This is a genomic window from Embleya sp. NPDC001921, assembly GCF_053594475.1.
In genome coordinates, this window is sequence record NZ_JBSFEO010000031.1 from 93,352 (window position 1) to 119,532 (window position 26,181).

Consider the following 26,181-nt stretch of genomic DNA (forward strand, 5'->3'; position numbering starts at 1 on the left):
GTTGGCACACGGTCACTCTGCGTGCCGACGTCCTGTGGACAACCCGGGGAGTACGTCACTCCGGAGAGTGAAACCGCGCCGAAATCCGCTTGGTTGTCCACAGATTGTTCGGTGGCGGGCGATTCGTCCGTCTCCCGGGCGCAACCTGGAGGCGTCGTGAACACACCGGACCGACTCCAGGCGAGCCGGACAAGTACCGCACGAGGGAGCGATCATGCACACCGTTCAGACCTTCGCCGAACTGGACGACGAACTGGCCACCGTCGATTCCACGCCACGCGCGCTGGCCGCCGTCGCCCTCGCGCTGCACACCGTGCAGGAGGTGGTGCACGCGTGGAGCGGCAAGCCGGACCGGGGCGGCTGCCTGTGTCGGGTCGCCGACGAACTCGGCGATGCCCGGGAGATCGTCACCCGGATCGTGGGTCCCGACGCCGACACGGTGGTTCCGCTGCCCGGCGGCGACCCGGCGAGTGTGCCGATCGCGGGCGCCGCCCGAGTGCTCGGGCGAGTGGCCAAGGTGCTCACGCTCCTGGCCAGGCAAGGGGTGGCGGACAACCCCTGCGGGGACTGGGCGCGGCTCGAGCCCGCCGAGCGCCGGGCCTGCGCGGCGGCCTGGGCGATCGTCTTCCGCAATCTGGTCCGGCTGCGCGCGGCCGAGGAGACCGCGACCTGGTCGGGCCGACCGCATCGGCACGCCCCCGCGATCCCGCCACGTCGGCGGCGCGGCTCGGCGCACGTGGTGCCTTTCCCCGCGCGGCTCGCGTGATCGCCTCCCGCGCGCCGGGCCCGCTCCGCTTTCGGGCGGTGCGGCCGCTCGGGGTGCGTGCGGTACGCCTGTTCGGCTTCCGGGGGCTGTGCGTGGTCGGCTCCCGTGCGACTCGCGCGCTCGGGAGAGGATGGGTGTATGGATCTTCGTATCTTCACCGAACCTCAGCAGGGCGCGACCTACGACACGCTGCTGACCGTGGCCAAGGCCACCGAAGACCTCGGCTTCGGGGCCTTCTTCCGCTCGGACCACTACCTGCACATGAGTGGCGACGGCCTGCCCGGTCCCACCGACGCCTGGATCACCCTGGCCGGACTGGCCCGGGAGACCAAACGCATCCGACTGGGCACGCTGATGACGGCGGCGACCTTTCGCCTGCCCGGCGTGCTCGCGATCCAGGTCGCGCAGGTCGACGCGATGTCCGGAGGTCGGGTCGAACTGGGCATCGGCGCGGGCTGGTTCGAACAGGAGCACACCGCGTACGGGATCCCGTTCCCGCGCGAGAGGTTCGGGCGGCTCGAGGAGCAGTTGCACATCCTGACCGGGCTCTGGGACACCCCGGTCGGCGACACCTTCGGCTACGACGGGCGGCACTACTCGCTGGCCGACTCGCCCGCGCTGCCCAAGCCCGCGCAGCACCCGCACCCGCCGATCCTGATCGGCGGCTTCGGCGCCAAGCGCACGCCGACCCTGGCCGCCCGCTTCGCGAACGAGTTCAACGTCCCGTTCGGGTCGGTGGACACCAGCGCGCGGCAGTTCGAGCGGGTCCGGGACGCGCTGATCGAGCACGGCCGCAAGGCGCAGGACATGGTCTTCTCGAACGCGCTGGTGGCCTGCGTGGGCAAGGACGACGCCGAGGTGGCCCGGCGCGCCGCGGCGATCGGCCGCGAACCCGCCGAGCTGCGGGAGAACGGACTCGCCGGTTCACCGGGCGAAGTGGTGGACAGGATAGGGCGGTTCGCCGAGATCGGCTCGACCCGGATCTACTTCCAGATCCTGGACCTGGACGACCTCGACCACCTGGAGTTGATCGCGTCGGAGGTGATGACCCAGCTCGGCGGCTGAACCGGCGAGCCGAGGGCGAACGGGACACCCGCGAGACCCCGGACGCCCGCGAGACCCGGGAATGGGAAAGGGCCCTGTCGCAGCCCGTGCGCTGCGACAGAGCCCCTCTTCTCACCCCACCGCCCCCGGTGCTACAGCGGGCGGCCGTTCGGTGTGTCCCCTCGGTATCAGGCGGTCGCGGGAGTGTCCTCGTCGCCGTCGCCGAAGGTGCCGCTGCCCGCGAGCAGAGCGCTGCGGGTGCCGCGTGCGCGGTACCACATGACGCCGCCGATCATCAGGAGGGTGCCGCCCGCGGTGCCGAGCAGGCGCGGGTCCAGCAGGCTTCCGGTGCGCGCGAGGCTACCGCCGCCGCCTCCGTTGCCACTGCCGGCGGAGCTGCCGGAACTGGTGCCGGAGGCCGTTCCGGTGGTCGTGCCGGTCGTGGTGCCCGTCGTCGTACCGGTCGTGGTGCCCGTGGTGGTACCCGTGGTCGTTCCGGTGGTGTCACCGGCCGTGGTGCCGGTGGTGGTCCCGGTGGTCGTGCCGGTCGTGGTGCCCGTCGTCGTACCGGTCGTGGTGCCCGTGGTGGTACCGGTCGTGGTGCCCGTCGTGGTGCCGGTCGTCGATCCGTTGGTGGCTCCGGCGTGCACGAGCGTGATCTTGAAGGGGCGTTCGACCTTGGGCCCGGTCTCGGACGCGGTCACCGTCAGGATGTAGTCGCCGTCGGTCCACGTGGCGCCGGTCCGCGGGAAGACGGAGCGGACCGCGGTGAAGAGACCCTGGGCGTCCGTCCGGTCCGAGGCCAGCTCGACCGAAGGGAAGGTCGTGTCGTTCTTCTTGGTGACCGTGGCCTTGAACGGGACGCTCGCGGGGAAGTTCGTCAACGACAGGGAGTAGTTGACCTCGACGCCGGTCGCGTCGGGAATCTTGATCTCCTCGTCGAAGCCCACGGTCGGGACGACCGTGGCCACCACCTTCCAGGTGGTCCCCTCGAGCTTCAGGTTGACCCGCGCGAGGTCGTTCGCCACGACCGCGCCGGCGTCGTCCAGGCACTGTGCCCGGATGCGGTAGTCGCCGGCCGCCCCGTTCGGGTTGATCGGCTTCGGCGTCATCGCCGGCTTGCGGTCCGCGGGCAGCGGCTGCGGGGAGAATCCGCCGATGCGAATCTCGGAGCCGCCCCCGGGGGGAGTCATGATGAACAGGAACTTGGTCGCGCCTTGAGGACAGGCCTTCGAGGCGGTGATGCTCGCCCGGGCCCCCAACTCACCGGTCGTGGGATCGAGAACGAGCGTCTCGTCCTCGCCGGTCGGTGGCGTCGTCGTCGGCGGCGCGGTGGTCGGCGGCTCGGAGGTGGGCGGAGCGGCCACGCTCCACGTCTTGCCGTCCGCCCCGTCCGCCGTGGTGATGTCGACCGACGCGGGTTCACTCAGCAACTCGCCGAGTTCGCTGACACACTGCGCGGTCATCTTGAAGGTGCCCGTGAGATCGGTCGCCGCCAGGAACAACCGGATCGGTGCGGTGCGGTCGGGGACGCGATCGGCGGGAAGCGGATCGCCGGTCTCGCCACCGATCAGACGCGGCGTCGTGAGCGTGCCCCCGGACACGGTCCACCGGAAGTTGACGGCCGGTTCCGCGCAGGGCACCGTCGCCTTCATCGTGACCTTGGTATCGATCTTGCCGGTGCCCGGAGCGACGATGATCGTCGGTGTCGGGGAGCCGGAGTCGGCTGCCGCCGCGAGCGTCGGCATGGCCGACATTACGAGCAGCCCGGCTCCGCACGATGCCAGCACGCGCGCGAGTCTTAGGCTCATCTGGTCAACTCCGTTGAGAAGAAAGGAAAACGGGGACGGATCGCAAGTGGGCCACCGGGAGAATCCCGGCGGCCCAAGGCGTTGTCACCGACGCCGCGTCACCACCACAGGCGGGACGAGTCGAGGGTGATCGCGACCGAGGTGGCCGCCTTCGAGTTCGTGCCGGAGAGCACGAGCGTGTAGGAACCGTCGGCCACGGTCGCCGGGAGCGTCAGCAGCGCGCCGCCCCAGGTGCCGTCGGGCGCGATCTGCGGCTGGAGCGAAACCGGGGTGGAGGTGCCGTCGGCGGCGCGCACCGCGCCGTCCACGTGCTCACCGGGCGCGAAGCCGCGGAACAGGACCAGACCGAAGCGCAGCGCGCCGATCTTGGTCGGCAGCGCGCGGGCCTCGGGCGAAAGCGAGCTCCACACACCGGAGTTGACGCGCAGGTCGACCGACGCGGGCTCGGTGATGGTCAGCACACCGTCGGCGCCGGTCGTGTAGCACTGGGCGACGAGCTTGTGCGCGACACCTTCCTGGGTGGCGGAGCCGACCGGGAACAGCGCACGCAGCCCGACGACCGCGGTGTCCGCGACCTTGTCGGCCGGCAGCGGGGTGCCCAGGAACGAGCCACCGAAGACCCGCTCGTTGGCGCCCTCCGAACGCACGACGAACCGGAACGCGGTCGCGTCGGGGCCACACGGCACGCTCGCGCGGACGGTCGCCTTGCCGGTGGCGTCGGCCGGGCCGTACAGCGGGCTCACCTTGATCGTGCCCGGCGTGCTGGTCGCCGACGACGTGGGAGCGGCGTCCGTGGCGATGGCCGGCACGGAGGCGATCGCGAGCGCGGCCGGAACCGCGACCGTGAGCGCGAGCAGACGACGGAGCTTCATGAAATGCCCTTCCGGGGTCAGTGGGTTCGAGCAAAACAGCACGCGGCGGCCGATTGGGCATCCGCGAGGGAAACGTCAGGCGCTCGCGATGGCGGATGGATGAGCGATCCGCCACCGGAGGGTGAACAGTGCCGCGAGGACTCCCGAGACATCGGATCGGGAAGGCACCGAGTGGGAACATCACGTCGGTCCGACGACGATCAGGGCCTGAAACCGTGGAAGGCCCGGATCGGGAGCTGCGCCGGAGCCTCGGCCCCCTGGTGCACACGATCGTCGCGGTGTCGTCCAGGGCGAACCCACCGCTGCTGTCGTTCCTCGGCGGCCGCGTCGTGCGCACGACACCGAGAACGTTCTCGCGCGGGGCCCCGCGCTCATCGAGAAGAGGTTGCGCCGCGGGCCCGAAGGCCCGTGGGACGGGCCGTCCCTGATCCCCCGATTCGGGACGGCCCGCCAGTGGTCACGCCTTGCGGTTCGGCTCGGGCCAGGACTAGGCGACGAAGCCGAAGGTCTGCCAGATCGGGAGCTGAGCCGGGGCCTTGGCCCAGTTGATGAACGCGATCGTGTCGGTGTCGCTCTCGGTGTCCAGCGGGTCGTAGACGAAGTAGACCGAGCGGTTGCCGATGAAGCCGGTCGCGTTCGGCGCCTTGTTGTCGATCTGGCGCGGGGTGAAGCCGTTGGTGTGGTTGGTCACGCCCGACGCGGGGGTGGTCTGCTCGCCGTACGCGGCCTGCGAGTAGGGGATGATCGCGTCGGTCGTGGTGATCTGCGGCGCGTCGCCGCGGTTCTCCTGCGCGGTCTGGATCACGGTCGCGGCGCAGGCGCCGTTCGCGGCCGAGGTCGGGTCGAAGCCACCGAGCACCTTGTCGATGAACTCCTGGCGGGTGCCGGAACCGGCCTGCGGGATGTGCTTCTGGATCGCACCCGACAGGCTCGCGTTGATCTGGCTCCAGTTGGTGATCGAGCAGTCGTAGATGCCGTGCAGCTGCGCCGCGGTCAGGCTGGCGGGCGCGCCGGCCTTCTTGGTGGCCCAGGTGACCGCGTCGCCACCGACGCGGACGAAGGTCAGCGTGGTCTCGGCGGTACCGGCCTTCGGGCCACGCGAGGAACGCGTGAAGTTGAGGCAGTTGGCACTGGTACCGGCGCGCTCGGCCAGCAGCGCGTTGATGCCGGCGCTCGAGCCGTTCGGCCACGGGTTCGCGCCGGTGCCGTACTGGGTGTTGCACGCGGCCTTGCCGGTGGCCTGGCCACCGGCCGGGACGCCGGCGTTCACGGTTATCCAGTTGTTGCCGCCCGGGTCGACGTTGGCGGCATAGTCCGACGCGAGCGCCGCGGTGACGTTCTGCAGCGTGTCCGAACCGGCGTTGACGTAAGTGGCCGCGTTCGCCGACGCGTTGGCGCCGACGACGAGCGCCATGGCGGCGGTCGCGGTGCCCAGTACGGTGGCGGTCTTGCGCATGCTGAAGACGCTGGACATTCGAAGTCTCAACTCTCTCTTGGCATTTGCTGGCCGTCGACCGCAGTGGCCGACGCCGACAACGCTGCCGGCGGCTTGATCGTCGTGGGATGTCCGGCAGGGAAACGGCACCGGGCCGCACGAGGCGCCCACACGAACGGGCCGCGCCTGTAACGGAAACCGGATACTCCACAACCCGCGCGGCACGGATATGACAACTGCCGTACACCCTCGGCACCGGTTGTTTCCGTAGCGGACAGTCGCCGAGGGGCTGCGCTCTGGTTGTCTCCAGGCGAGGGGCATCCGGCTTGATCGCCGGGCGACATGACGAACGGTCAGGTCGGTTCGCCACCCGCTTCCAGGAGCCGACAGCCATGGCACATCCGCCCGTGTTCGCACCCGAGTCGCCGGAACTCATCGATCGGCCCCGGCGGATCGTGGTACGCCGGACCAGGGCCGACCACGCCTTCCGCTGGACCACGCGCGGCGTTGCGATCCTGGTCCTGGGGCTGCTCGTCGCGATCGGCGGCTATCTGCTCTACCAGGGCAGCAGCGCACTGGATCGGGCCGGTTGGGGATTCCTGACCGAGGACGTATGGGAGCCCAAGTCCGGCACGTTCGGCGTACGCGGCCTGCTCACCGGCACGGTCCTGGTCGCGCTCGTCGCGCTCGTGGTCGCGGTGCCCATCGCGCTCACCGCGGCCCTGTACATCACCGAGTTCGCGCCCCGGCGCCTGCGCGGCGTGCTCACCTCGACCGTGGACCTGATGGCCGCGGTGCCCAGCATCATCTACGGCATCTTCGGCTTCTTCGTGCTGCAACCCCAGTTGATCCCGGTCAGCCGGTGGCTCGCCACGAACCTGGAATTCCTGCCGATCTTCGAGATCCGCACGATCGACGTCAAGGCCCGCTTCGTGGACAGCCAGTTCAGCTCGTCGCTGTTCATCTCCGGCGTGGTCGTGTCCACCATGGTCATCCCGATCTGCTGCTCGGTCAGCCGCGAGGTGTTCGGCCAGGCGCCGGTCGGGGAGAAGGAGGGCGCACTCGCACTCGGCGCCACCCGCTGGGGCGTGATCCGCGCGGTGGTCCTGCCGTTCGGTCGCGGCGGCATGATCGGCGGGGTCATGCTCGGCCTGGGCCGGGCCCTGGGCGAGACGATCGCCGTCGCGATGATCATCTCGTTCAACACCGACTTCTCGTTCCGCATCCTCGACGGCCAGGGTTCGACGATCTCCTCGTTGATCGTCCTGAAGTACGGCGAGGCGGACAACGAGTCGATCTCCGCGCTGATGGCCGCCGGCCTCGCGCTCTTCGTCCTCACCCTCGCCGTCAACACCGTCGCCGGTGTGCTGGTCGCGCGCTCGCGCAGCGGCAAGTCCACCGAGATCTGAACACCGAACAGCGGCTCCACCAGACCCACCACCGAGGGGATCCACGACGATGACCGTCACCGAGCCGATCGTTCGGCCCGGGCCCGACGCGCCGCCGCCCGCGACCGCGCCGCGACCACCGGAGGAAGCCCGCGTGGCGCTGCGCCGCGTGGCCCCCGACGACATCGGCGTCGCGCTCGGCGCGGGGGTCGCGGGCGCGAGCCTCGCCTGGGTGCTCTACGGGCGGATCCTGCCGGTCACCGGCTGGCAGGGATACCTGATCACCGCGTACGTGTGCTTCCTGGTGCTCTACGCCACCGCCACCCGCATGCGCCTGGACCGGGTGGCCGCGAGCGACCGGGTGGCGGGCGCGGTGATCTCCACCGGCGCGGCCCTGATGGTCGGCACGGTCGCGACCGTGATCGGGTACGTCTTCGTCAAGGGCTTCGGCCAGATCCTGCACGCCGACTTCTTCACCGCGACCCAGCGCCACTTCAGCGCGCTGAGCACCGAAGGCGTCGCGGTCGGCGCCGCGCACGCCATCGTCGGCACGTTCCAGCAGATGGGCATCGCGATCGTCCTGAGCGTTCCGCTGGGGGTGACCGCCGCGATCTACATGAACGAGGTCGGCGGCCGGTTCGCGGCCGTGGTGCGGGTGGTCGTGGAGGCGATGACCGCGATCCCCTCGGTGGTCGCGGGCCTGTTCGTCTACGCCTTCTTCGTCATCTCACTGGGCCAGGGCTTCTGCGGCCTGGCCGCGGGGCTCGCGCTGTCCGTCGAGATGATGCCGGTGGTCACCCGCGCCACCGAAGTGGTGCTGCGCCTGGTGCCCAACGGGCTGCGCGAGGCCTCGTTGGCGCTGGGCGCCGGGGAGTTCCGCACCCTGTGGAACGTGGTCCTGCCCACCGCGCGCAGCGGCCTGGTGACCGCGGTCATCCTCGGCTGCGCCCGCGTGGTCGGCGAGACCGCGCCGGTACTGCTGGTCGCGGGCGGCAGCGCGGGGATGAACTGGAACCCCTTCAGCGGTGTGCAGAACTCGCTGCCGTACTTCATCTGGGAGAACTACAAGTCGCCCAGCGACGAGCTCAATTCCCTCGCGTGGGGCGCCGGCGTCACCCTGCTGCTGATCGTCCTCGTGCTGTTCACCCTCGCGCGCCTGATCGGCGGGCGCACCCCCGGCGAGTCCGGGCGTCGCAAGCGGCAGCGCACCGCCGTCGCCAAGTCCCTCACCCCGGAGCCCACCTCATGACCAGGATCAGGCGCGTACCCGCGCTCTTGCTACGACTGGCCACGGCGTCCGCGCTCGCCGTCCCGCTCACCCTGATGCCCGCCGGCAGCGCGTCCGCCGCCGCCGCGATCCACGGCAGCGGCTCCACCTGGAGCGCGCCCGCGACCAAGCAGTGGGCGGCCGACGTCGCCGCCCGCGGCCTCGCCGTCGACTACAACCAGAACGGCTCCACCGCCGGACGTACCGACTTCTCCCAACACCTCGTCGACTTCGCGGTGTCGGAGATCCCCTTCCAGGGCAACTACGTCGACCGCACCGGCAAGGCGACCAACGAACTCGCGGCGCTGGCGAGCACGAACACCAAGTTCAAGTACCTGCCGATCGTCGCCGGCGGTACCTCGTTCATGTACAACCTCAAGATCCGCGGCCAGCAGGTACGCAACCTGCAACTGTCGCCGCGCACCATCGCCGGGATCTTCACCAACCAGATCAAGCTGTGGAACGACAAGGCGATCAAGGACGACAACCCGGCGCTGTCGCTGCCTTCGACGCCGATCACCCCGGTCGTTCGCTCCGACGGCTCGGGCACCAGCGCGCAGTTCACCGCCTTCCTGACCAACCAGGTCAACGACATCTGGCGGCCGTTCTTCCCCGGCGGGATGACCTCCGAATTCCCGGTCAAGGGCGCGGCCAAGGCGCAGGCGGGCTCCGAGGGCGTGGCCAACTACGTCGCGGCCGGCTACGGCGACGGCGCGATCACCTACGTGGAGACCGCGTACGCCCTCCAACGCCAGTTCCCGGTCGCCTCCGTCAAGAACGCCGGCGGGGTGTACGTCCAGCCCACCTCCGACGCGGTGGCCGTCGCGCTCACCAAGGCCCGGCTGAACCCGGACAGCACGCAGATCCTCGACGACGTCTACACCAACGCCGATCGGCGCGCGTATCCGATCTCCAGCTACAGCTACATGATCGTGCCGGCCGCCAAGCAGTTCTCGTTCAACGAGGCCAAGGGCGAGACGCTCGGCAAGTTCATCAAGTACTTCCTGTGCGCGGGGCAGGCGCAGGCCCCGCGGCTGGGGTACTCGCCGCTGCCGCCCAAGCTGGTCAGCTTCGGCTACGAGGCGATCAAGTCGATCCCCGGCGCGCCGGATCCGGGAGCGATGCCGGCGAACCTGGACAAGCCGACGAAGGCCGACTTCGACGCGTGCCCGAACCCGACCTTCGACCCGTCCTGGGTCCCCCCGGAGCAGAAGTCGCAACAGCAGCAGCCGCAGCAGAACGGCGGCAACCAGAACAACAACACGAACAGCAACAACAACCAGAACAACAGCAACAACTCGGCCAACCCGAGCGGGAGTTCCACTCCCACGGCGGGAGGCCCCGGTGCCGGGGGCACGCCCGGGGCGCAGGGTGGGGACGGGAGCAACGGCGGTACGCCCGACGCGGGCACCGGCGAGGTCGTGGCCGGCGGGGACAAGGGGAACGGCGGGCCCGTCAGCGCGGGATCCGTCGAGGCGGGCGACTCGCCACCGCTGCCACCGGTGTGGTTCTACGCGCTGACCCTGGTCTGCCTCGCGGCGGCCGTGTTCGGCGCCCCGTTCCTGTACAGCCGCCTCGGTCGAGGACGTGGGCCCGATGTCGGTTGAGTCGGTCGAGCCGGGTGAGTCGGTCGATCCGGTCGAGCCGGGTGACCGGGAGATGTCCGGTCCGTGCGGCGCAGGCGAACTTTCGAACACCGTGCCGGTTTTCGCTCCCGCGGTGCCGCCGCGCCGCGCGAGGATCGGCGCGGGTCGTCCTCGCCGGGAGTCGATTCCGAACGCGGGCGAAAGAAGTGGAGTCGCCGTGACGGGCACCGAACGATCCGCCGCCTCGTCGGACGGGCGAGCCCTGTCCGTCGCCGGCATTCTCGCGTTGTGCGTGGCCCTGCTCGCCGGCTGGCTGAGCGTGGTCGCGGGCTCCGCCGGCGCGGCCGAGCCGGGCCGGCCCGCGGTGACCGTGTCGCAGAGCGCCAACCTGGTCAACCAGCGCATCCTGGTGAAGTGGACCGGCTTCACGCTCGCCGCCGGGACCAACAGCATCGTGGTGATGCAGTGCAAGGGCACCACGCCCAAGCCTCGGGACTGTTGGGCGCCGCGCTGGACGCAGAACGGCCAGGAGATCGGCCAACCCGACGGACTGCCGCCGGGGCTGGCGACCAAGCAGACCGGGCTGCCCACCGCCGCGGACGGATCCGGACAGGTCTGGATCCAGGTGCGGCCCGCCCTGCAACTGGCCGAACTCGGCTGCTCCGACCGGCAGGCGTGCTCGATCGCGGTGTTCGTGATGCCCGACGAGACAAGCACCGCCACTTCCTTCCGGCCCTTGTCGACCGTGCTCCTGGGCGACACCCTGGCGCCTCGGGACACCGACATGGAACTGGCCTTCGCCGCCGGGCAGGCCGCGTTCACGCCGCTGTCCTTCGTACCCACTCCCGACGCCTGCCCGGGCATGGAGCATCCGGACCTGTCGGTCAACGGTTCCGGCGAGTTCACCCAGGCGGGTGCCTCGTGGGTGTTCGGCCTGTGCTCCGCCCGGAACAACGCGGTCAACATGACGGTGAGCGCCGGCTCCGGACCCAGCGGTCGCGAGGTCTTCCTCAGCGACGGGGTCGACATCGGCGTCACCCAGCAGCCGATCGGCGGCGCACTCGACCAGGCCCGTCCGGTACCGCTGCCGGGCATCCGTGACAAGGCCAAGACGGTGTACGCGCCGCTGACCAACGGGGCGCTGGCGTTCGCGTTCAACATCGACGACGTGCAGACCCACCTGCCCATTCCGTCGATGAAACTGACGCCCCGTCTGATCGCGAAGCTGATCACCGGCGCGTATCCGGCCGCGCCGCAGACGCCCGGTTCGATCAGGTCGTTGTGGACGGACCCGGAGTTCACCGCCATCAACGACACCCGCAACTGGCCCGGGAACATCCGGACCCCGATCCTGCGGGGCGTCCAGGACGACACCATCTGGGCGCTGACCACGTGGCTGGCCTCCGACCGGGAGACCCTGGCGTGGCTTTCGGGCACACCGGACCAGAACAACGTGGTGTGTCCTCCCGAGTGGCGCGTGGGCAGCGTCGGCTATCCGCTCGCGGTGTACACCAACCGCCTGGAGATGCTCGTCGACGTGAACGTGCCGCAGACGGTCTACGAGGACATCGTCAACCGGCTGGGCAACTCGGTGCCGACCAACCGCTCGATGACCGACGTCGGCCCCAAGGACGACGGCCAGGACAAGTACGGCTTCCACAGCGTCATGGCGATCACCTCGGTCGAGGCGGCCACCCGGATGGGCACGCCGGTGGCCAAGATTCGCAACGCGGCGGGCAACTTCGTCGACCCGACCGACCCCGCGACCGTGCGCGCCGGCCTCGCCGCCGCCAAGCCGGGGCCGGACGGGGTGACGCTGACCAACGACTTCCAGAGCACGGTCGCGAACGCCTACCCGCTCACCGTCACCGACGTGGCGATGGTCTCCACGGACAAACTCACCGCCGCCAAGGCGGCCAAGATCGACGCCTTCCTCGCCTACGCGGCCGGCGCCGGCCAGGTGCAGACCGGGAGCTTCCAGCCCGGCAGCCTGCCGCCCGGCTACATCCCGCTCAGCGACGCCCAGAAGCAGCAGATCGCCGCCGCCCGGCAGAAGATCGCCGCCGCGCCCAAGTGGACCGGCGAGCCGCCGCCCACCACCGCGCCGCCGGTCGACCAGGGCGGCAACAACAACAACGCCGGCACCTCGGCGGGCACGAGCGCCGGCAACACGGGCAACCCGAACACCCCGCCGGTGACCGACCCGAGCACGACCCCGACCGCGGCGCCGTCGACCGCGCCCACCACCGCCCCCGTCGGCGCGGCCGCTCCGCCCGCCGACAACAATCCCTTCCCCTCGGTCGCCAACGTGATCAAGGACGCGCTCGCCGGCGACCCGTCCGCGGTCGTGCTGCTGATCCTGATGTGCGTGAGCGGGGCCGCCCTGCTCGCCTGCCCCGTGCTGCTCTCGCTCGGGCACAAGCGCCGCACCGGCGACTGGCCACCACCGGTGGCCGCCGTCCTGCGCCTGATCGGTCGCCAGGGGGCAGCCGCATGACCGCCGACACCGTCTCCAAGGTGCCCGCGACCGCGCCGGCGACCGTCCCCGCGACCGCATCGACGCCTGCGAGCGCACCCGCGGGCACCGGCGCGCGACCGCCCGCGAGCGCGAGCAAGCCCGGTGCGGGGCGCCCCGACCCGTACACGATCGCCGGCGCGTCGGTCGCGCTGCTCGCGCTGCTCATCGCGGGCTTCGTCGGCTACCTGTACGTGGTCTCCGACATCCAACAGGCGCGCGACCAGAGCATCCTGGCCGACCGGCTCTCCGACGAGCTCTACCGCGACGTCGGTCCGCTCGGCGGCACCATCGACAAGGGCAGCCCCGTGGCGATGTTGCGGATCCCCGCGATCGGCCTCAGACAGGTCGTGGTCGAGGGCACCACCGCGGACTCGCTCGCCAAGGGACCCGGACACCTGCGCACCAGCGGTCTGCCCGGCCAGGGCGGACACAGCGTGATCATGGGCCGCGCACACACCTTCGGCGGCCCGTTCCAGGACATCGGCAAACTGCGCGTCGGCCAGCGCATCGAAGCCACCACCCAGCAGGGCGAGTTCACCTACAAGGTGATCGAGCGCCGGCATGTGACCAACGGCAAGGACGACGTGCTCGCGCCCGGCCGGGAGAACCGGCTCGTGCTGATCACCGCCGACTCGTGGATCCGGCCCGGCGGCCGCACCGTGGTCATCGCCGAACTGCAGGGCGCCCCCAAGGCCCAGGAGGGCCGCCGTCCGCAAGGTCTACGCGCGGACGAGAAGGGCACCGGCGGCTACGCGGACGCCGGCGTGCGACTGCTGCTGTGGGCACAGGCGTTCACGCTCGTGCTCGTCGTCCTGGCCTGGGCGCTGCGCCGCCATCCCGATCGCCGAGTCACGCTCCTGCTCGGCACCCCGGTCGTGCTCGCCGTCGTGTGGGCACTGTACGAATCCGCCGCTCGCGTACTCCCGGCGACGCTCTGACGCCGGTTCTCGTCCCGTCCCACTCCACACCCCGGAGGCTCCGCACGTGACCAGCCCGGACAGCGGTGCGACGACTCTCGCTCCCGCAGCCGAGACCCAGCCTTTACCGGCCCAATCCGCCGGCGGGCGTGGTTCCACGCTCACCGCGGAGGCCGTCAGCGCCTGGTTCGGCACCCACAAGGTGCTCGAACGCGTCGACCTCGTAATGGCGGCCAACTCCGTCACGGCCCTGATCGGGCCGTCCGGCTGCGGCAAGTCCACGTTCCTGCGCATCCTCAACCGGATGCACGAACTCGTGCCCAGCGCCCAACTCGCGGGCCGGGTCCTGCTCGACGGCGAGGACATCTACGACTCCACCCGCCGCCCGATCGAGACCCGGCGCCGGGTCGGGATGGTCTTCCAGAAGCCCAACCCGTTCCCGGCGATGTCCATCTACGACAACGTGGTCGCCGGCCTGAAGCTGACCGGCGTGCGCAACGCGGACAAGGACGCCGTCGTGGAGTCCTCGCTGGTTCGGGCCGGCCTGTGGATGGAGGTGAGAAATAGGCTCAGGCAACCCGGCGGCGCGCTCTCCGGGGGCCAGCAGCAACGTCTCTGCATCGCCCGCTCCCTGGCGGTCGACCCGGACGTGCTGCTCATGGACGAGCCCTGCTCGGCGCTCGACCCGACCTCCACCCGGCGGATCGAGGACACCATCGGTGAGCTGCGCAACGACGTCACCATCGTGATCGTCACGCACAACATGCAGCAGGCCCAACGTGTCTCCGACCACTGTGCGTTCTTCCTCGCGGCGGAGAACACCCCCGGCCACATCGTCGAGGCCGGACCCACCACCGCGATCTTCGGCGCCCCCCGCGACCCCCGGACGGCCGACTATGTCGCCGGTCGCTTCGGATGAGTCGCGGGCCCCGGACGGTACGCCGGAACGGCACGCGCGCTACGACGTCCACCTGGACGCCGAGCAGCACGTGCGGTGGCGGCTCATCGCCCCGAACGGCCGCGTGCTCGCGCGGTCCGCTCGGGGCCATGTCACGGCGGGGGCCTGCCGTATCGAGCTGGACCGGCTGCGTCGCCGGGTGGTCGACCTCGTGCCCGTGATCGGACGGGCCACCGGAGCGCCGGGCTGGTTCTGGAGCGTGGCTCTGGAACCCAGCGCTCCCGTCGCGTTGTCGGCCCGCACCTACGAGCGCCTGGAGAGCTGCCAGGTGTCCTACGAGAGATTCGTCCGCCTGCTGACCGTCACCGAGCCCGACGACTGGTGATCCGGGCCGCGCGCCCGCCGCGATCGCGACGATCGTGGCGGCGCGCCCCCCTGCGGTAGGCGCCCCTGCAGTGGGACATCCCCGTGCCCCTGCGGCGGCCCTTCCGACGCCCGCGCGGTGGAGCTTCCCGCGCGTGTGCGCCGGCCTCCCGGTTCCGGCCGACGGAACTTCGCGTGCGCATGCGCCGGCCCTCCCGGTGCCCCCGCGGTGGACCCTCCCGTCACGGGAGAGGGCACTGTGGTCGATCGGGAGGTGATGGGGATGTTCCTCGGCATCGGAGACTTCGCGCGCGCCACGGGCCTGACCGTCAAGGCGCTGCGATGGTATGACGAACAGGGCGTGCTGGTGCCCGCGGACGTGGATCCGCACACGCGCTACCGCCGGTACACGATCGGCCAACTCGAACAGGCGGGCCTGGTCCGCGCGCTCCGTGCGGCCGGCGTGCCGCTCGCGGCGATCCGCACCGCGATGGGCGACGGCGGTTCCGCGCACGAGGCGTTGCGGGCGCGCCGGGAGGCGATCCGATCCGAACGGGCACGCGAGGACCGGGCGATCGCGGCGGCGGAGCGGGTGCTCGCCGGCGCCGACGTGGACTACGACGTGCGACTGCGCCGGACCGGGCCCCAGGCGTGGGTCGGCGTCGTCGAGTACGTCGCGACGCCCGAGGACGCCGAACCCGTGATCGAGGGCCCCGACGGCGACGTCGTGGACGCCGACGTCGCGATCGAGGGCGCCCTGCTCGACTTGTACGCGAGCCTGCACGCGGACGGCATCGCACCCACCGGCGCCTTCTGGCTCGATCTGGGACGCCCCGCCGACGCGGCCGGGGCAGAGGTCGCCCTGTGCCTGCCGCTGGCCGAACCGGTTCCCGAGGGCTGGTCCGTCCCGGGCCGCCGGACGATCGCCGGCGTACGTCCGGCCGGACGCGAACTGTGCACGGACCACGTGGTCACCGACGACGACCCCGACGACGGCACCGCCGTCCACCCGGCGTTCGCCGCGCTCGTGCGCGCGGCCGCCGAACGGGACGTGTCGATCGACCTGGGCAGCCTGCGCCAGCACAGCCCGCGAGAGGTCGCGAGCGCGCCTGGGGCGGCGAGCCGTATGGCGGTGGAACTGTCGGTCGACGTCGACGTCGACGTCGACGTCGATGGGGACGGGGACGGGGATGGGGACGGAGGTGGCGTCGATGGCGACGTTGCCGGTGGCGTCGGCGGGTGAGGGCTCCGCGGGAAGGGAGGTACGGCGAGGGTGCGTCGAGAGCGTGCCGAGGGTACGGAGTGCCGGCGCGGACCGGTGAAAAGCGATCGTCGGCGCGTGGGCGTCTGGCACATAATCGGCCTGGTGTTCCTGACCATCGCAACCACTCATCAGCCCGCCACCGACCTCGGCTTCCTGCTGCACAAGCATCCCGGGAAGGCGCAACGGTTCTCCACGACCTACGGCGAAGCACACGTGTTCTACCCCGAGGCGGACGACACGCGCTGCACCGCGGCGCTGCTGCTCGACGTCGACCCGATCGCGCTCACGCGCGGGGTCAAGCGGGGCAAGGGCGCCAAGGGCTCGCCCGACCTCGCGCTCGCGCAGTACGTCAACGACCGGCCCTACGCCGCCTCGTCGCTGCTCGCGGTCGCGCTCGGCACGGTCTTCCGTACCGCGATGCAGGGGCGCTGCGACGCGCGGCCCGAACTGCCCGCGACGCCGCTGCCGTTGGAGATCGAGGTGCCCGCGCTGCCCGCGCGCGGTGGCGAGGAGATGGTCCGGCGGCTGTTCGAGCCGCTGGGATGGCAGGTGGCGATCGAGCCGATTCCGCTGGATCCGCGCTTCCCGGCGTGGGGCGACTCGCGTCATGTGCGGCTCGCGCTGACCGGCACGATGCCGCTGGCGGAGGCGCTGCGGCAGTTGTACGTGCTGCTGCCGGTGCTGGACAACGCGAAGCACTACTGGGTCGCACCCGACGAGGTGGACAAGCTGCTCCGCGCCGGCGAGGGCTGGTTGTCGGCGCACCCGGACCGGGACCTGATCGCGAGCCGGTACCTCTCGCGGCGACACACCCTCACCCGCAGTGCGATCGAGCGGCTCGCCGAGATCGACGAGACCGCGCCGGAGAACCTGGACAACGCGGTACCGGACGAGGTCGAGGAGGACGCGGGGGCGGCGGAGGAGTCGGCCGCGGACGCGGTCGCGAGCGCGGTCGCGAGCGCCGCTTCGGCCGCGGACGTGCCCGAGGGCGTGGGCGCGACGCCGGCGGGGGCGCCCGCGGGTGCCCCCGCGACCGGGGCGACCGCGCCTGCGGGCGCGGGCGATGCCCCCGCAGGCGCGGGCGCCGGCGATGTCGCCGCGGAGGAGGCGCTCGCGACCACGCCGGCGACCGCCGACGCCGTGGTCGCGGGCGCGGATGAGGACGAGCGGCCCGTGACGCTCGCCAGGCAGCGGCGGGACGCGATCCTCGCGGCCCTGCGGGCGGCCGGGGCCGAGCGCGTGCTCGACCTGGGCTGTGGCGACGGCAAGTTGATCGGGTCGATGCTCCGGGAGCCGCGCTTCCGCGAGATCGTCGGGGTCGACGTGTCCACCCGCGCGCTCACCATCGCGGAGCGCAAGCTCAAGCTCGCCCGGATGTCGGAACGGCAGCGCGACCGCGTGCGGCTGATCCAGGGTGCGCTGACCTACACCGACAAGCGGCTCGTCGGTTACGACGCGGCCGTGCTGTGCGAGGTGATCGAGCACCTGGACGAGCCGCGCCTGCCCGCCCTGGAGTACGCGGTGCTCGGCGCGGCCCGGCCGGCCACCGTCGTGGTGACCACGCCCAACGTCGAATACAACATCCGCTACGCCCCCGAGGAGCCGGGCGGCGAAGGCCTCGCGGCCGGCGCCATGCGGCACGGCGACCACCGCTTCGAATGGGACCGCGCCACGTTTCGCGCGTGGGCCGAGCGGGCGGCCGCCAAGTACGGCTACGCGGCCCGCTTCGAACCGGTCGGCGAGGTCGACCCCGAGGTCGGCCCCTCCACCCAGATGGCCGTGTTCACCCGAACCGAGACCGAACCCGCCGGCACCGCGCGAGCCGCCGAGGCCCCCCGACCCATCGACACCCCCATCCCCGCCTCCATCCCCACCCCCACCGCGAACGACGAAGGCACCGGAGCCACGGCATGACCCACGACGCGAGCGCCCGCCGCGCATTGACCATGCCCGACCTGTGCCTGGTGGTCCTGATCGGCACCACGGGCGCGGGCAAGTCGACCTTCGCCCGCACCCACTTCAAGCCCACCCAGGTGCTCTCCTCCGACTACTTCCGCGGCCTGGTCGCCGACGACGAGAACGACCAGGCCGCCTCCGGCGACGCGTTCGACCTGCTGCACCACGTCGCCCGGATGCGGCTCGCGTCCGGCCGGCTGACCGTCGTGGACGCGACCAACGTGCAGCGCGAGGCCCGTGCGCACCTGGTCAAGGTCGCCCGCGACCACGACGTGTTCCCGGTCGCGATCGTGCTCGACATCCCCGAGGCCGAGTGCCAGGCACGCAACGCCGAGCGCCCGGACCGGATGCACCTGCCCCCGCACGTGGTCCAGCGCCAGCACCGGGACCTGCGCCGCTCGCTGCGCGGCCTGCAACGCGAGGGCTTCCGCAAGGTGCACGTGCTCTCCGGCGTGGACGAGGTCGCCCGCGCCGAGATCGTGCACGAGCGCCGATACAACGACCTGCGGCACCTGACCGGGCCGTTCGACGTGATCGGCGACATCCACGGCTGCCGCGCCGAGTTGGAGACGCTGCTGGTCGAGCTCGGCTACGGGATCACCCGCGACGACGTGGGGCGCCCGGTCGACGCCGTACACCCCCTGGGCCGCACCGCCGTATTCGTCGGCGACCTCGTGGACCGGGGACCGGACACGCCGGGCGTGCTGCGCCTGGTGATGGGCATGGTCGGCGCGGGACACGCGCTGTGCGTACCGGGCAACCACGAGAACAAGTTGGTGCGCGCGCTCAAGGGGCGGCAGGTCAAGACCACCCACGGCCTGGCCGAGTCGCTCGAACAACTGGCCGCGGAGAGCGAGGAGTTCCGCGCCGAGGTGGTCGACTTCTGCGAGTCCCTGGTGAGCCACTACCTGCTCGACGAGGGCAGGCTCGTGGTGTGCCACGCGGGTCTTCCGGAGAAGTACCACGGTCGGATGTCCGGGCGGGTGCGCAGCTTCGCGCTGTACGGCGACACCACGGGGGAGACCGACGAGTACGGTCTGCCGGTGCGCTACCCGTGGGCCGACGAGTACCGGGGCAAGGCCACCGTGGTCTACGGCCACACGCCCACGCCCCGTGCCGTGTGGGTGAACAACACGATCTGCCTGGACACCGGCGCGGTGTTCGGCGGTGAGCTGACCGCGCTGCGCTGGCCGGAGCGCGAGTTGGTCGCCGTGGCGGCCGAGCAGGTCTGGTACGAGCCGGTGCGACCGTTGGCCTCGGAGGCCCCCGGTGGTCGGGACGGGCGCACCCTCGACCTGGGCGACGTGCTCGACCTGAACCCCGGCGGGGTCGGTCGCCGGCACGTCGAGACGGCCGGCGCGGGCAGGGTGACGGTACGTCAGGAGAACGCGGCGGCGGCCCTGGAGGTGATGAGCCGGTTCGCCATCGACCCGCGCTGGCTGGTGTACCTGCCGCCGACGATGGCCCCGTGCGCGACCAGCACGCTGCCGGGCCTGCTCGAACACCCGGCCGAGGCGTTCGCGCAGTTCCGCGCGGACGGGGTCACCACGGTGATCTGCGAGGAGAAGCACATGGGCTCGCGCGCGGTCGCCCTGGTGTGCCGGGACGAGGCGGTCGCGCGCGAGGCGTTCGGCGTGGACGAGGGGATGGGCGTGGGCGCGGTGTGGACCCGCACCGGCCGCGGCTTCTTCCCCGACCGCGCCACCACCGACGGCTTCCTGGACCGCCTGCGGGCGGCGATCGACGCGGCGGGGCTGTGGGCGGAACTGGACACCGACTGGTTGCTGTTCGACGCCGAGCTGATGCCGTGGTCGGCGAAGGCGCAGGAGTTGTTGCGGCAGCAGTACGCGTCGGTGGGCGCGGCCGCGACCTCCGCGCTGCCGGTCGCCGGCGCCGCGCTGGCGCGCGCACTCGAACGCGGGATCGACGTCGGCGAACTCGCCGACCGGATCCGGGACCGCGAGGCGAACGCGCACGCCTTCGTGGACGCGTACGGCCGGTACTGCTGGGAGACCGACGGTCTCGCGGGGCTGCGCTTCGCGCCGTTCCAGGTGCTCGCCGGGCGCGGCGGGTCCTACCTGGGCCGGGACCACGCGTGGCATCTCGCGCTCGCCGACCGCCTGGTGGCGGCCGACACCTCGGGGCTGCTCGCGCCCACCGGTCGACTGGTCGTGGACGTCACCGACGACGAACAGGTCGCGGCGGGCGTCGAGTGGTGGACCGCGCTGACCGCGGCCGGCGGTGAGGGCATGGTCGTCAAACCACTCGCGGGCGAGGCCGCGCGAGTGGCGAACCGACGTGTGCAGCCCGGGGTCAAGTGCCGTGGTCCGGAGTACCTGCGGATCATCTACGGCGCCGACTACACCGAACCGGTGAACCTGGAGCGGTTGCGCGATCGCGGCTTGGGCCACAAGCGTTCGATGGCGCTGCGTGAGCACGCGCTGGGTGCCGAGGCGCTGGACCGACTGGCGGCCGGCGAGGCGCTGTGGCGCGTGCACGAGGCGGTCTTCGCCGTACTCGCGCTGGAATCGGAGCCGGTGGACCCCAGGCTCTGAGTCCGCGTCACCTGTTCGCAGCAGGGGCGGTATCCGTGGCGACACGGATGCCGCCCCTGCGTGCGTGATTGCCGGAAAGTTTCGGGTATGTCGCTTCAGTGTCCTGTGCCGATCGAGGCGGATCGACGGTCCCGCGTCGAGAGGTTCCAGCGACGCCGCAGGTGGTGACCTGTGTCGGAGGTGCGCGCCCGGTTCCGGGTGCAGGATCCGAACGTGGTGGAAAGCGGAGCCGAACCCGCGGCGCCGGATCGCCTCGACACACGGAGGAGCAGCGATGAGCCACGTGGTGGATCCCACGACCCCCACGTCCTCGCCGGCGACCGCACCCGAGACCTCGTCGCCGGCGCCCGCACCCGCGGCGGGCGAGACCTCGCAGGGCACCCTCGGCCTCCCGCAGGCGACCGCACTCGTGGTCGGCGGCGTCCTGGGCACCGGGATCTTCCTGCTGCCGGCCACGCTCGCCAAGTACGGCACGATCAGCATCCTCGCCCTCGGCCTGGTCACCGTCGGCGCCCTGGCGATCGCGGCGATTCTCGGCGCACTGGGCGCGCGCGTCCCGGCGGCCGGCGGTCCGTACGCCTGTGCCCGCGCCGCGTTCGGCGAGTTCCCCGGCTTCCTGACCGCGTGGTCGTTCTGGATCACCGCCTGGGTCGGCAACGCCGCCATCGCGGTGGCCTGGGTCGGCTACGTGAACTACTTCCTGCACTGGGACTCCACACCCGGCAAGATCACGATCGCCCTGGTCGGCCTGTGGATCCCGGCCCTGATCAACCTGTCCGGGACCTGGAACACGGGCCTGTTCCAGGTCGTGACCACCGTGCTCAAGGTCGTCCCGCTGATGTTCGTGGCCGTCGTCGGCCTGTTCTTCGTCGAGAGCGGCAACTTCGGCGAGTTCAACACGAGCGGCAAGAACTTCCTCGGCGCGTTGCAGGTCTCCGCGGCGCTGGTGGTGTTCGCCTACTCGGGCATCGAGGCCGCGTCCGTGGCCGCCGGCAGGGTCGAGAACCCCGAACGCAACATCGGCAGGGCCTCGATCCACGGCACGCTCGCCTGTGCCGCCGTGTACATGCTGAGCACGATCGCGGTGATGGGGACCGTCCCGCACGCCGAACTCGTCGACTCGTCCGCACCGTTCTCCGACGCGCTGAACCACATGTTCGGCGGCGGCCCCTGGGGCGGCGTGATGGCCGCGATGGCGATCGTCTCCGGCATCGGCGCGCTCAACGGCTGGACCCTGCTGTGCGCCGAGATGCCGTACGCGGCGGCGAAGGACGGCGTGTTCCCCCGGCGGTTCGCCGCCCTCAACCGGGCGGGCGTGCCGGTATTCGGCGTCCTGGTCGCCGCCGTCCTGACCTCGGTCGTGGTCGCGGTGAACCACGTGTGGTCCGAGGACGCGTTCGAGACGATCCTGCTCCTGGCCACGGTCACCACCGTGATCCCCTACCTGTCCTCCGTGTCGGCGCAACTGTTCTGGCTGGTCACCGGCGAGCGCGCGGTCACTCGCGCGGCACTGGCCAAGGACCTCACCATCGCCGTCGTGGGCTTGCTGTTCACCCTGTGGATGCTCCACGGCGCGGGCACGGAGGCGGTGCTCAAGAGCCTGGCCATGCTGCTGCTCGGCATCCCGGTCCACCTCCGGGTCAGGGCCGCGCGCGGCGCGTACGGCCCCGGCGGCACGGAGGCGACCCGCGTCGGAGCCGAGGGCGCGACCCACGCCGTGCGCGAGTAGCGCGGTGTGCGCCCGGCGCGCGTCGTACCCCTCGAAATCGGAAACATCATCCGCAGGCGCACACGGCACGAGAACCGGAAGCACCGTCGGAAGCAGAACCGGAGCCGGTCCCGATGGCCGGAAGGCACACCGCAGTTCGCAACGGTCAGGAGGACCATCCATGGGGTTCCACGTCGAGTCGGAGACCGGTCGACTCAAGCAGGTGATCCTGCACCGCCCGGATCTGGAGATGAAGCGGCTGACCCCGACGAACAAGGACGAACTCCTGTTCGACGACGTTTTGTGGGTCAAGCGGGCCCGCGAGGAGCACGACGGTTTCGCGGACGCGCTGCGCGATCGGGGCATTCGTGTGCACCTGTTCACCGACCTGCTGCGCGAGACGCTCTCGGGCGAGCCGGCGGCCAAGAAGATGGTGCTGGACCGGGTCTTCGACGAACGCGAGTTCGGCCTGCTGGCGGTGGACGAGTTGCGCGGCCTGTTCGAGGGCTTCGACACCAACGAGCTGGTGCGCTACCTGGTGGGCGGGATCACCAAGCGCGAGATCCTCGAGATGATGCAGGAACCGCACAGCGTCGCGTTCCACACGATGGACGTGGACGACTTCGTGCTCAAGCCGCTGCCCAACCACATCTTCACCCGGGACACCTCGTGCTGGGTCTACGACGGCGTCGCGGTGAACGCGATGATGATGCCCGCCCGGCGGCGCGAGACCGTGCACTTCGAGGCGATCTACAACTACCACCCCAACTTCGCCAAGGGCGACTTCAACGTGTGGAACCCGGGCCAGAGCAGCTTCCCCGCGTCGATGGAGGGCGGCGACGTCCTGGTCATCGGCAACGGCGCGGTCCTGGTGGGGATGAGCGAGCGGACCACCCCGCAGGGCGTCGAGGCGCTCGCGCGGGCGATGTTCAAGCATGGTTCCGCGACGAAGGTGGTCGCCCTGAACATGCCGAAGAAACGCGCCTTCATGCACCTCGACACGGTGATGACGATGCTCGACGGCGAGACCTTCACCAAGTACGCGGGCATGGGCATGCTGCCGTCGTACACGATCGAACCGGGCGAGCACGTCAAGGAGCTCAAGGTCACCGACCACCCGGCACACGACATGCACAAGGCGATCGCGAACGCCCTGGACCTGTCCGACATCCGGGTGCTGACCGCGACCCAGGACGTACGCTCCGCCGAGCGCGAGCAATGGGACGACGGCTGCAACGTGCTCGCGGTCGAGCCCGGTGTGGTCTTCGCCTACGAACGCAACGTCACCACGAACACCTACCTGCGCAAGCACGGCATCGAGGTGGTCACCATCCGGGGCAGCGAGCTCGGCCGCGGTCGCGGTGGGCCGCGCTGCATGAGCTGTCCGGTGGAGCGCGAGGCCGTCTAACCTGGCGGTTTGCCGATCCGTCGACGAATCGGCCGACCCGCCCGACCCGCCCGACTCGTCCACCGACCTTTCGATCCCGCACGAAGAGAAGCCTGGAGCCATGGCCTTCAACCTGCGTCACCGCAACTTCCTCAAGGAATTGGACTTCACTCCGAAGGAGTTCAACCACCTGCTCGACCTCGCCGCGGACCTGAAGGCCGCGAAGTACGCGGGCAACGAGCGCAAGCGTCTCGTCGGCAAGAACATCGCGCTGATCTTCGAGAAGACCTCCACCCGCACCCGGTGCGCGTTCGAGGTCGCCGCGTACGACCAGGGTGCGGGCGTGACCTACCTCGACCCGGGCGGCTCGCAGATCGGGCACAAGGAGTCGATGAAGGACACCGCGCGGGTGCTCGGGCGGATGTACGACGGCATCGAATATCGCGGCAGCAAGCAGGAGTACGTCGAGGAACTCGGCAAGTACGCGGGCGTGCCGGTGTGGAACGGCCTGACCGACGAATGGCACCCCACGCAGATGCTCGCGGACATGCTCACCATGCGCGAGCACTCGGACAAGCCGCTGCACCAGGTCTCGTTCGCCTACCTCGGCGACGCCCGCAACAACATGGGCAACTCGCTGATGATCACCGCCGCGATGCTGGGCATGGACGTACGCATGGTCGCGCCCGAGGAATTGTGGAACGACGCGGAGATCGTCGCCAAGGCCAAGGAGATCGCGACCGGGACCGGTGCCCGGATCACGCACACCGCCGACGTCGGGGAAGGCGTCAAGGGCGTGGACTTCCTCTACACCGACGTGTGGGTGTCGATGGGCGAGCCCAAGGAGGTGTGGGACACCCGGATCGCACAACTCAAGGCGTACCAGGTCAACATGGACGTGGTGAAGGCCACCGGCAACCCCAAGGTCAAGTTCATGCACTGCCTCCCGGCGTTCCACGACCGCCACACCAAGGTCGGCCAGGACATCTTCGAGAAGACCGGCATGGAGGCGCTGGAGGTCACCGACGAGGTCTTCGAGTCGGACTTCTCGATCGTCTTCGACGAGGCCGAGAACCGCCTGCACACGATCAAGGCGGTCATGGTCGCCACACTCGGCGACTAGAGCGCGGTACGAGGAACGGCGCGGCCCGGGCACCGGACCAACCGGTACCCGGGCCGCACGTGATTGTGGAACACCCTATTTGCCCCACTCGTTCGCTTTGCCGCGACGAGGTGAGCGGTCGACGGCCGCTCGCGCTCGCCGCCCGAACCGAAGGGATCCACCATGCGCGTCGTCGTCGCCCTCGGCGGAAACGCGATGCTTCAGCGCGGGGACAGGCCCGACGCCGACATCCAGCTTCAAAACATTCAAAAGGCGGTCAAATCGCTGGCCCCGCTGGCACGCGAACACGAACTCGTGGTCACCCACGGCAACGGCCCCCAGGTCGGCGTGCTCGCCCTCCAGTCCGCCGCCGACCAAACGCTCACCCAGCCCTACCCGTTCGACGTCCTGGGCGCGATGACGCAGGGCATGATCGGCTACTGGCTGCTCCAGTCCCTACAGAACGCGCTGCCGGGCAGGCAGGTGTGCTCGCTGATCAACCAGACCCTGGTCTCCACCGCCGACCCCGCGTTCCAGGATCCGACCAAGTTCGTCGGCCCGGTGTACGAGGAGGACGAGGCCAAGCGACTGGCCCACGAGCGCGGTTGGATCGTCAAGCCGGACGGCAAGTGGTGGCGCCGGGTGGTGCCCTCGCCCAAGCCCGCGCGGGTCGTGGAGACCCGACTGATCCGGCAACTGCTCGCCTCCGGGGCGGTCGCGGTGTGCGCGGGCGGCGGCGGTGTCCCGGTGGTCCGCAACGAACTCGGCCAACTCACCGGCGTCGAGGCCGTGGTGGACAAGGACCTGACCGCGGCCCTGCTGGCCGAGGCCCTGGACGCGGACGTGCTGTTGCTGCTCACCGACGTCCCCCGAGTGGTCCGCGGATTCGGACAACCCGACGCGCAGGAGATCACCAACTCCACCCCCATGCAACTGCGCGCGGGGGACTTCCCGGCCGGTTCGATGGGCCCCAAGGTCGACGCGATCTGCCGCTTCGTCGAGATGACCGGCGACATGGCGGCCATCGGCGCGCTCGATCAGGCCGCGGAGATCCTCCGGGGCAACGCGGGGACGATCGTCACGCCCAGCGGCAAGTATCCGGAGACCAGTTTGTTGTGACGGCCGGGTTGTGGGGGCGGGGGCGAGGCCGAGGGGCCGAGGGGTTGAGGGGCCGAGGGGCCGAGGGGCGGAGGGGTCGGGAGCGAGGGAGTGAGGGGCGAGCGGTCGAGGGCACAGTGCCGCGGGTGGGACGGGGCCTTCGGGCGGCCGCGGGTGTGTGTCGGCGTGACGGTGGAGGCGATGCGGATCGCGGCGGACACGTGTGGGGGCGCGGGTTCGGCGACG

At 70.9% G+C, this 26,181-nt stretch carries 19 protein-coding genes; 16 read left to right on the plus strand and 3 right to left on the minus strand.

Annotated elements, in window-relative coordinates; genetic code table 11:
* The first annotated feature begins 214 nt into the window (after positions 1-214).
* Positions 215-766, plus strand: coding sequence for a hypothetical protein (locus tag ACWCPW_RS31500; protein WP_449764957.1), 552 nt, complete (start codon positions 215-217; stop codon positions 764-766).
* Between the two features lie 138 nt (positions 767-904).
* The gene (locus ACWCPW_RS31505) at positions 905-1,831 is read left to right on the plus strand and encodes an LLM class F420-dependent oxidoreductase (RefSeq protein ID WP_449764958.1); all 927 of its coding nucleotides are present in this window, start codon (positions 905-907) and stop codon (positions 1,829-1,831) included.
* A gap of 167 nt (positions 1,832-1,998) precedes the next feature.
* Here the strand turns inward: ACWCPW_RS31505 and ACWCPW_RS31510 are convergent, their stop codons facing one another.
* From ACWCPW_RS31510 to ACWCPW_RS31520, 3 genes are all read right to left on the minus strand, one after another.
* Positions 1,999-3,621, minus strand: coding sequence for a hypothetical protein (locus tag ACWCPW_RS31510; RefSeq protein WP_449764959.1), 1,623 nt, complete (start codon positions 3,619-3,621; stop codon positions 1,999-2,001).
* 98 nt (positions 3,622-3,719) lie between these two features.
* Positions 3,720-4,493 (minus strand): hypothetical protein, encoded by a 774-nt coding sequence (locus tag ACWCPW_RS31515; RefSeq protein ID WP_449764960.1) that lies wholly within the window; start codon positions 4,491-4,493, stop codon positions 3,720-3,722.
* 487 nt (positions 4,494-4,980) lie between these two features.
* Positions 4,981-5,949, minus strand: coding sequence for a PstS family phosphate ABC transporter substrate-binding protein (locus ACWCPW_RS31520; RefSeq protein WP_449764961.1), 969 nt, complete (start codon positions 5,947-5,949; stop codon positions 4,981-4,983).
* 371 nt (positions 5,950-6,320) lie between these two features.
* On the opposite strand from ACWCPW_RS31520, the gene pstC reads away from it, so the two are divergent.
* The 14 genes from pstC (at position 6,321) to arcC (ending at position 25,956) form a co-directional block, all read left to right on the plus strand.
* The gene (pstC, locus tag ACWCPW_RS31525; RefSeq protein WP_449764962.1) at positions 6,321-7,337 is read left to right on the plus strand and encodes a phosphate ABC transporter permease subunit PstC; all 1,017 of its coding nucleotides are present in this window, start codon (positions 6,321-6,323) and stop codon (positions 7,335-7,337) included.
* Positions 7,338-7,386: 49 nt separating this feature from the next.
* On the plus strand, positions 7,387-8,565 hold the full coding sequence (gene pstA / locus ACWCPW_RS31530) for a phosphate ABC transporter permease PstA (protein WP_449764963.1): 1,179 nt from the start codon (positions 7,387-7,389) through the stop codon (positions 8,563-8,565).
* A complete protein-coding gene (gene pstS / locus ACWCPW_RS31535; protein ID WP_449764964.1) occupies positions 8,562-10,190 on the plus strand; it encodes a phosphate ABC transporter substrate-binding protein PstS in 1,629 nt (542 codons plus the stop codon). Before pstA ends, pstS begins: the two co-directional genes overlap by 4 nt.
* Before the next feature lie 196 nt (positions 10,191-10,386).
* Positions 10,387-12,666 (plus strand): hypothetical protein, encoded by a 2,280-nt coding sequence (locus ACWCPW_RS31540; protein ID WP_449764965.1) that lies wholly within the window; start codon positions 10,387-10,389, stop codon positions 12,664-12,666.
* A complete protein-coding gene (locus ACWCPW_RS31545; RefSeq protein ID WP_449764966.1) occupies positions 12,663-13,625 on the plus strand; it encodes a sortase in 963 nt (320 codons plus the stop codon). Before ACWCPW_RS31540 ends, ACWCPW_RS31545 begins: the two co-directional genes overlap by 4 nt.
* Positions 13,626-13,806: 181 nt before the next feature.
* Positions 13,807-14,523: a phosphate ABC transporter ATP-binding protein gene (locus ACWCPW_RS31550; protein ID WP_449765012.1), complete on the plus strand. Its 717-nt coding sequence runs from the start codon at positions 13,807-13,809 to the stop codon at positions 14,521-14,523.
* Complete coding sequence (locus ACWCPW_RS31555) at positions 14,501-14,887, plus strand: YegP family protein (protein ID WP_355529452.1); 387 nt, start codon at positions 14,501-14,503, stop codon at positions 14,885-14,887. Before ACWCPW_RS31550 ends, ACWCPW_RS31555 begins: the two co-directional genes overlap by 23 nt.
* 261 nt (positions 14,888-15,148) lie before the next feature.
* Positions 15,149-16,108 (plus strand): MerR family transcriptional regulator, encoded by a 960-nt coding sequence (locus ACWCPW_RS31560; RefSeq protein ID WP_449764967.1) that lies wholly within the window; start codon positions 15,149-15,151, stop codon positions 16,106-16,108.
* Between the two features lie 123 nt (positions 16,109-16,231).
* Complete coding sequence (locus ACWCPW_RS31565) at positions 16,232-18,043, plus strand: 3' terminal RNA ribose 2'-O-methyltransferase Hen1 (RefSeq protein WP_449765013.1); 1,812 nt, start codon at positions 16,232-16,234, stop codon at positions 18,041-18,043.
* Positions 18,040-20,640 carry a polynucleotide kinase-phosphatase gene (locus ACWCPW_RS31570; RefSeq protein ID WP_449764968.1) on the plus strand — a complete coding sequence of 867 codons (2,601 nt, stop codon included), beginning with the start codon at positions 18,040-18,042 and terminating at the stop codon, positions 20,638-20,640. Before ACWCPW_RS31565 ends, ACWCPW_RS31570 begins: the two co-directional genes overlap by 4 nt.
* A 274-nt stretch (positions 20,641-20,914) precedes the next feature.
* Complete coding sequence (locus ACWCPW_RS31575; protein ID WP_449764969.1) at positions 20,915-22,369, plus strand: amino acid permease; 1,455 nt, start codon at positions 20,915-20,917, stop codon at positions 22,367-22,369.
* A 160-nt stretch (positions 22,370-22,529) separates the two neighbouring features.
* Entirely contained in the window at positions 22,530-23,756 is a 1,227-nt protein-coding gene (locus ACWCPW_RS31580; protein WP_449764970.1) for an arginine deiminase, read from the plus strand.
* 100 nt (positions 23,757-23,856) lie between these two features.
* Positions 23,857-24,858, plus strand: a complete 1,002-nt coding sequence (argF, locus tag ACWCPW_RS31585) for an ornithine carbamoyltransferase (RefSeq protein ID WP_449764971.1) — start codon at positions 23,857-23,859, stop codon at positions 24,856-24,858.
* 162 nt (positions 24,859-25,020) lie between these two features.
* Positions 25,021-25,956 (plus strand): carbamate kinase, encoded by a 936-nt coding sequence (gene arcC / locus ACWCPW_RS31590; RefSeq protein ID WP_449764972.1) that lies wholly within the window; start codon positions 25,021-25,023, stop codon positions 25,954-25,956.
* The last annotated feature ends 225 nt before the right edge of the window (positions 25,957-26,181 follow it).

What these genes read in the sequence shown, in the direction of transcription:
- ACWCPW_RS31500 (WP_449764957.1), top strand. Translation starts at nt 215, where the DNA reads ATGCACACCGTTCAGACCTTCGCCGAACTGGACGACGAACTGGCCACC.
- ACWCPW_RS31505 (WP_449764958.1), top strand. Translation starts at nt 905, where the DNA reads ATGGATCTTCGTATCTTCACCGAACCTCAGCAGGGCGCGACCTACGAC.
- ACWCPW_RS31510 (WP_449764959.1), bottom strand. Translation starts at nt 3,621, where the DNA reads ATGAGCCTAAGACTCGCGCGCGTGCTGGCATCGTGCGGAGCCGGGCTG.
- ACWCPW_RS31515 (WP_449764960.1), bottom strand. Translation starts at nt 4,493, where the DNA reads ATGAAGCTCCGTCGTCTGCTCGCGCTCACGGTCGCGGTTCCGGCCGCG.
- ACWCPW_RS31520 (WP_449764961.1), bottom strand. Translation starts at nt 5,949, where the DNA reads ATGCGCAAGACCGCCACCGTACTGGGCACCGCGACCGCCGCCATGGCG.
- pstC (WP_449764962.1), top strand. Translation starts at nt 6,321, where the DNA reads ATGGCACATCCGCCCGTGTTCGCACCCGAGTCGCCGGAACTCATCGAT.
- pstA (WP_449764963.1), top strand. Translation starts at nt 7,387, where the DNA reads ATGACCGTCACCGAGCCGATCGTTCGGCCCGGGCCCGACGCGCCGCCG.
- pstS (WP_449764964.1), top strand. Translation starts at nt 8,562, where the DNA reads ATGACCAGGATCAGGCGCGTACCCGCGCTCTTGCTACGACTGGCCACG.
- ACWCPW_RS31545 (WP_449764966.1), top strand. Translation starts at nt 12,663, where the DNA reads ATGACCGCCGACACCGTCTCCAAGGTGCCCGCGACCGCGCCGGCGACC.
- ACWCPW_RS31555 (WP_355529452.1), top strand. Translation starts at nt 14,501, where the DNA reads ATGTCGCCGGTCGCTTCGGATGAGTCGCGGGCCCCGGACGGTACGCCG.
- ACWCPW_RS31560 (WP_449764967.1), top strand. Translation starts at nt 15,149, where the DNA reads ATGTTCCTCGGCATCGGAGACTTCGCGCGCGCCACGGGCCTGACCGTC.
- ACWCPW_RS31570 (WP_449764968.1), top strand. Translation starts at nt 18,040, where the DNA reads ATGACCCACGACGCGAGCGCCCGCCGCGCATTGACCATGCCCGACCTG.
- ACWCPW_RS31575 (WP_449764969.1), top strand. Translation starts at nt 20,915, where the DNA reads ATGAGCCACGTGGTGGATCCCACGACCCCCACGTCCTCGCCGGCGACC.
- ACWCPW_RS31580 (WP_449764970.1), top strand. Translation starts at nt 22,530, where the DNA reads ATGGGGTTCCACGTCGAGTCGGAGACCGGTCGACTCAAGCAGGTGATC.
- argF (WP_449764971.1), top strand. Translation starts at nt 23,857, where the DNA reads ATGGCCTTCAACCTGCGTCACCGCAACTTCCTCAAGGAATTGGACTTC.
- arcC (WP_449764972.1), top strand. Translation starts at nt 25,021, where the DNA reads ATGCGCGTCGTCGTCGCCCTCGGCGGAAACGCGATGCTTCAGCGCGGG.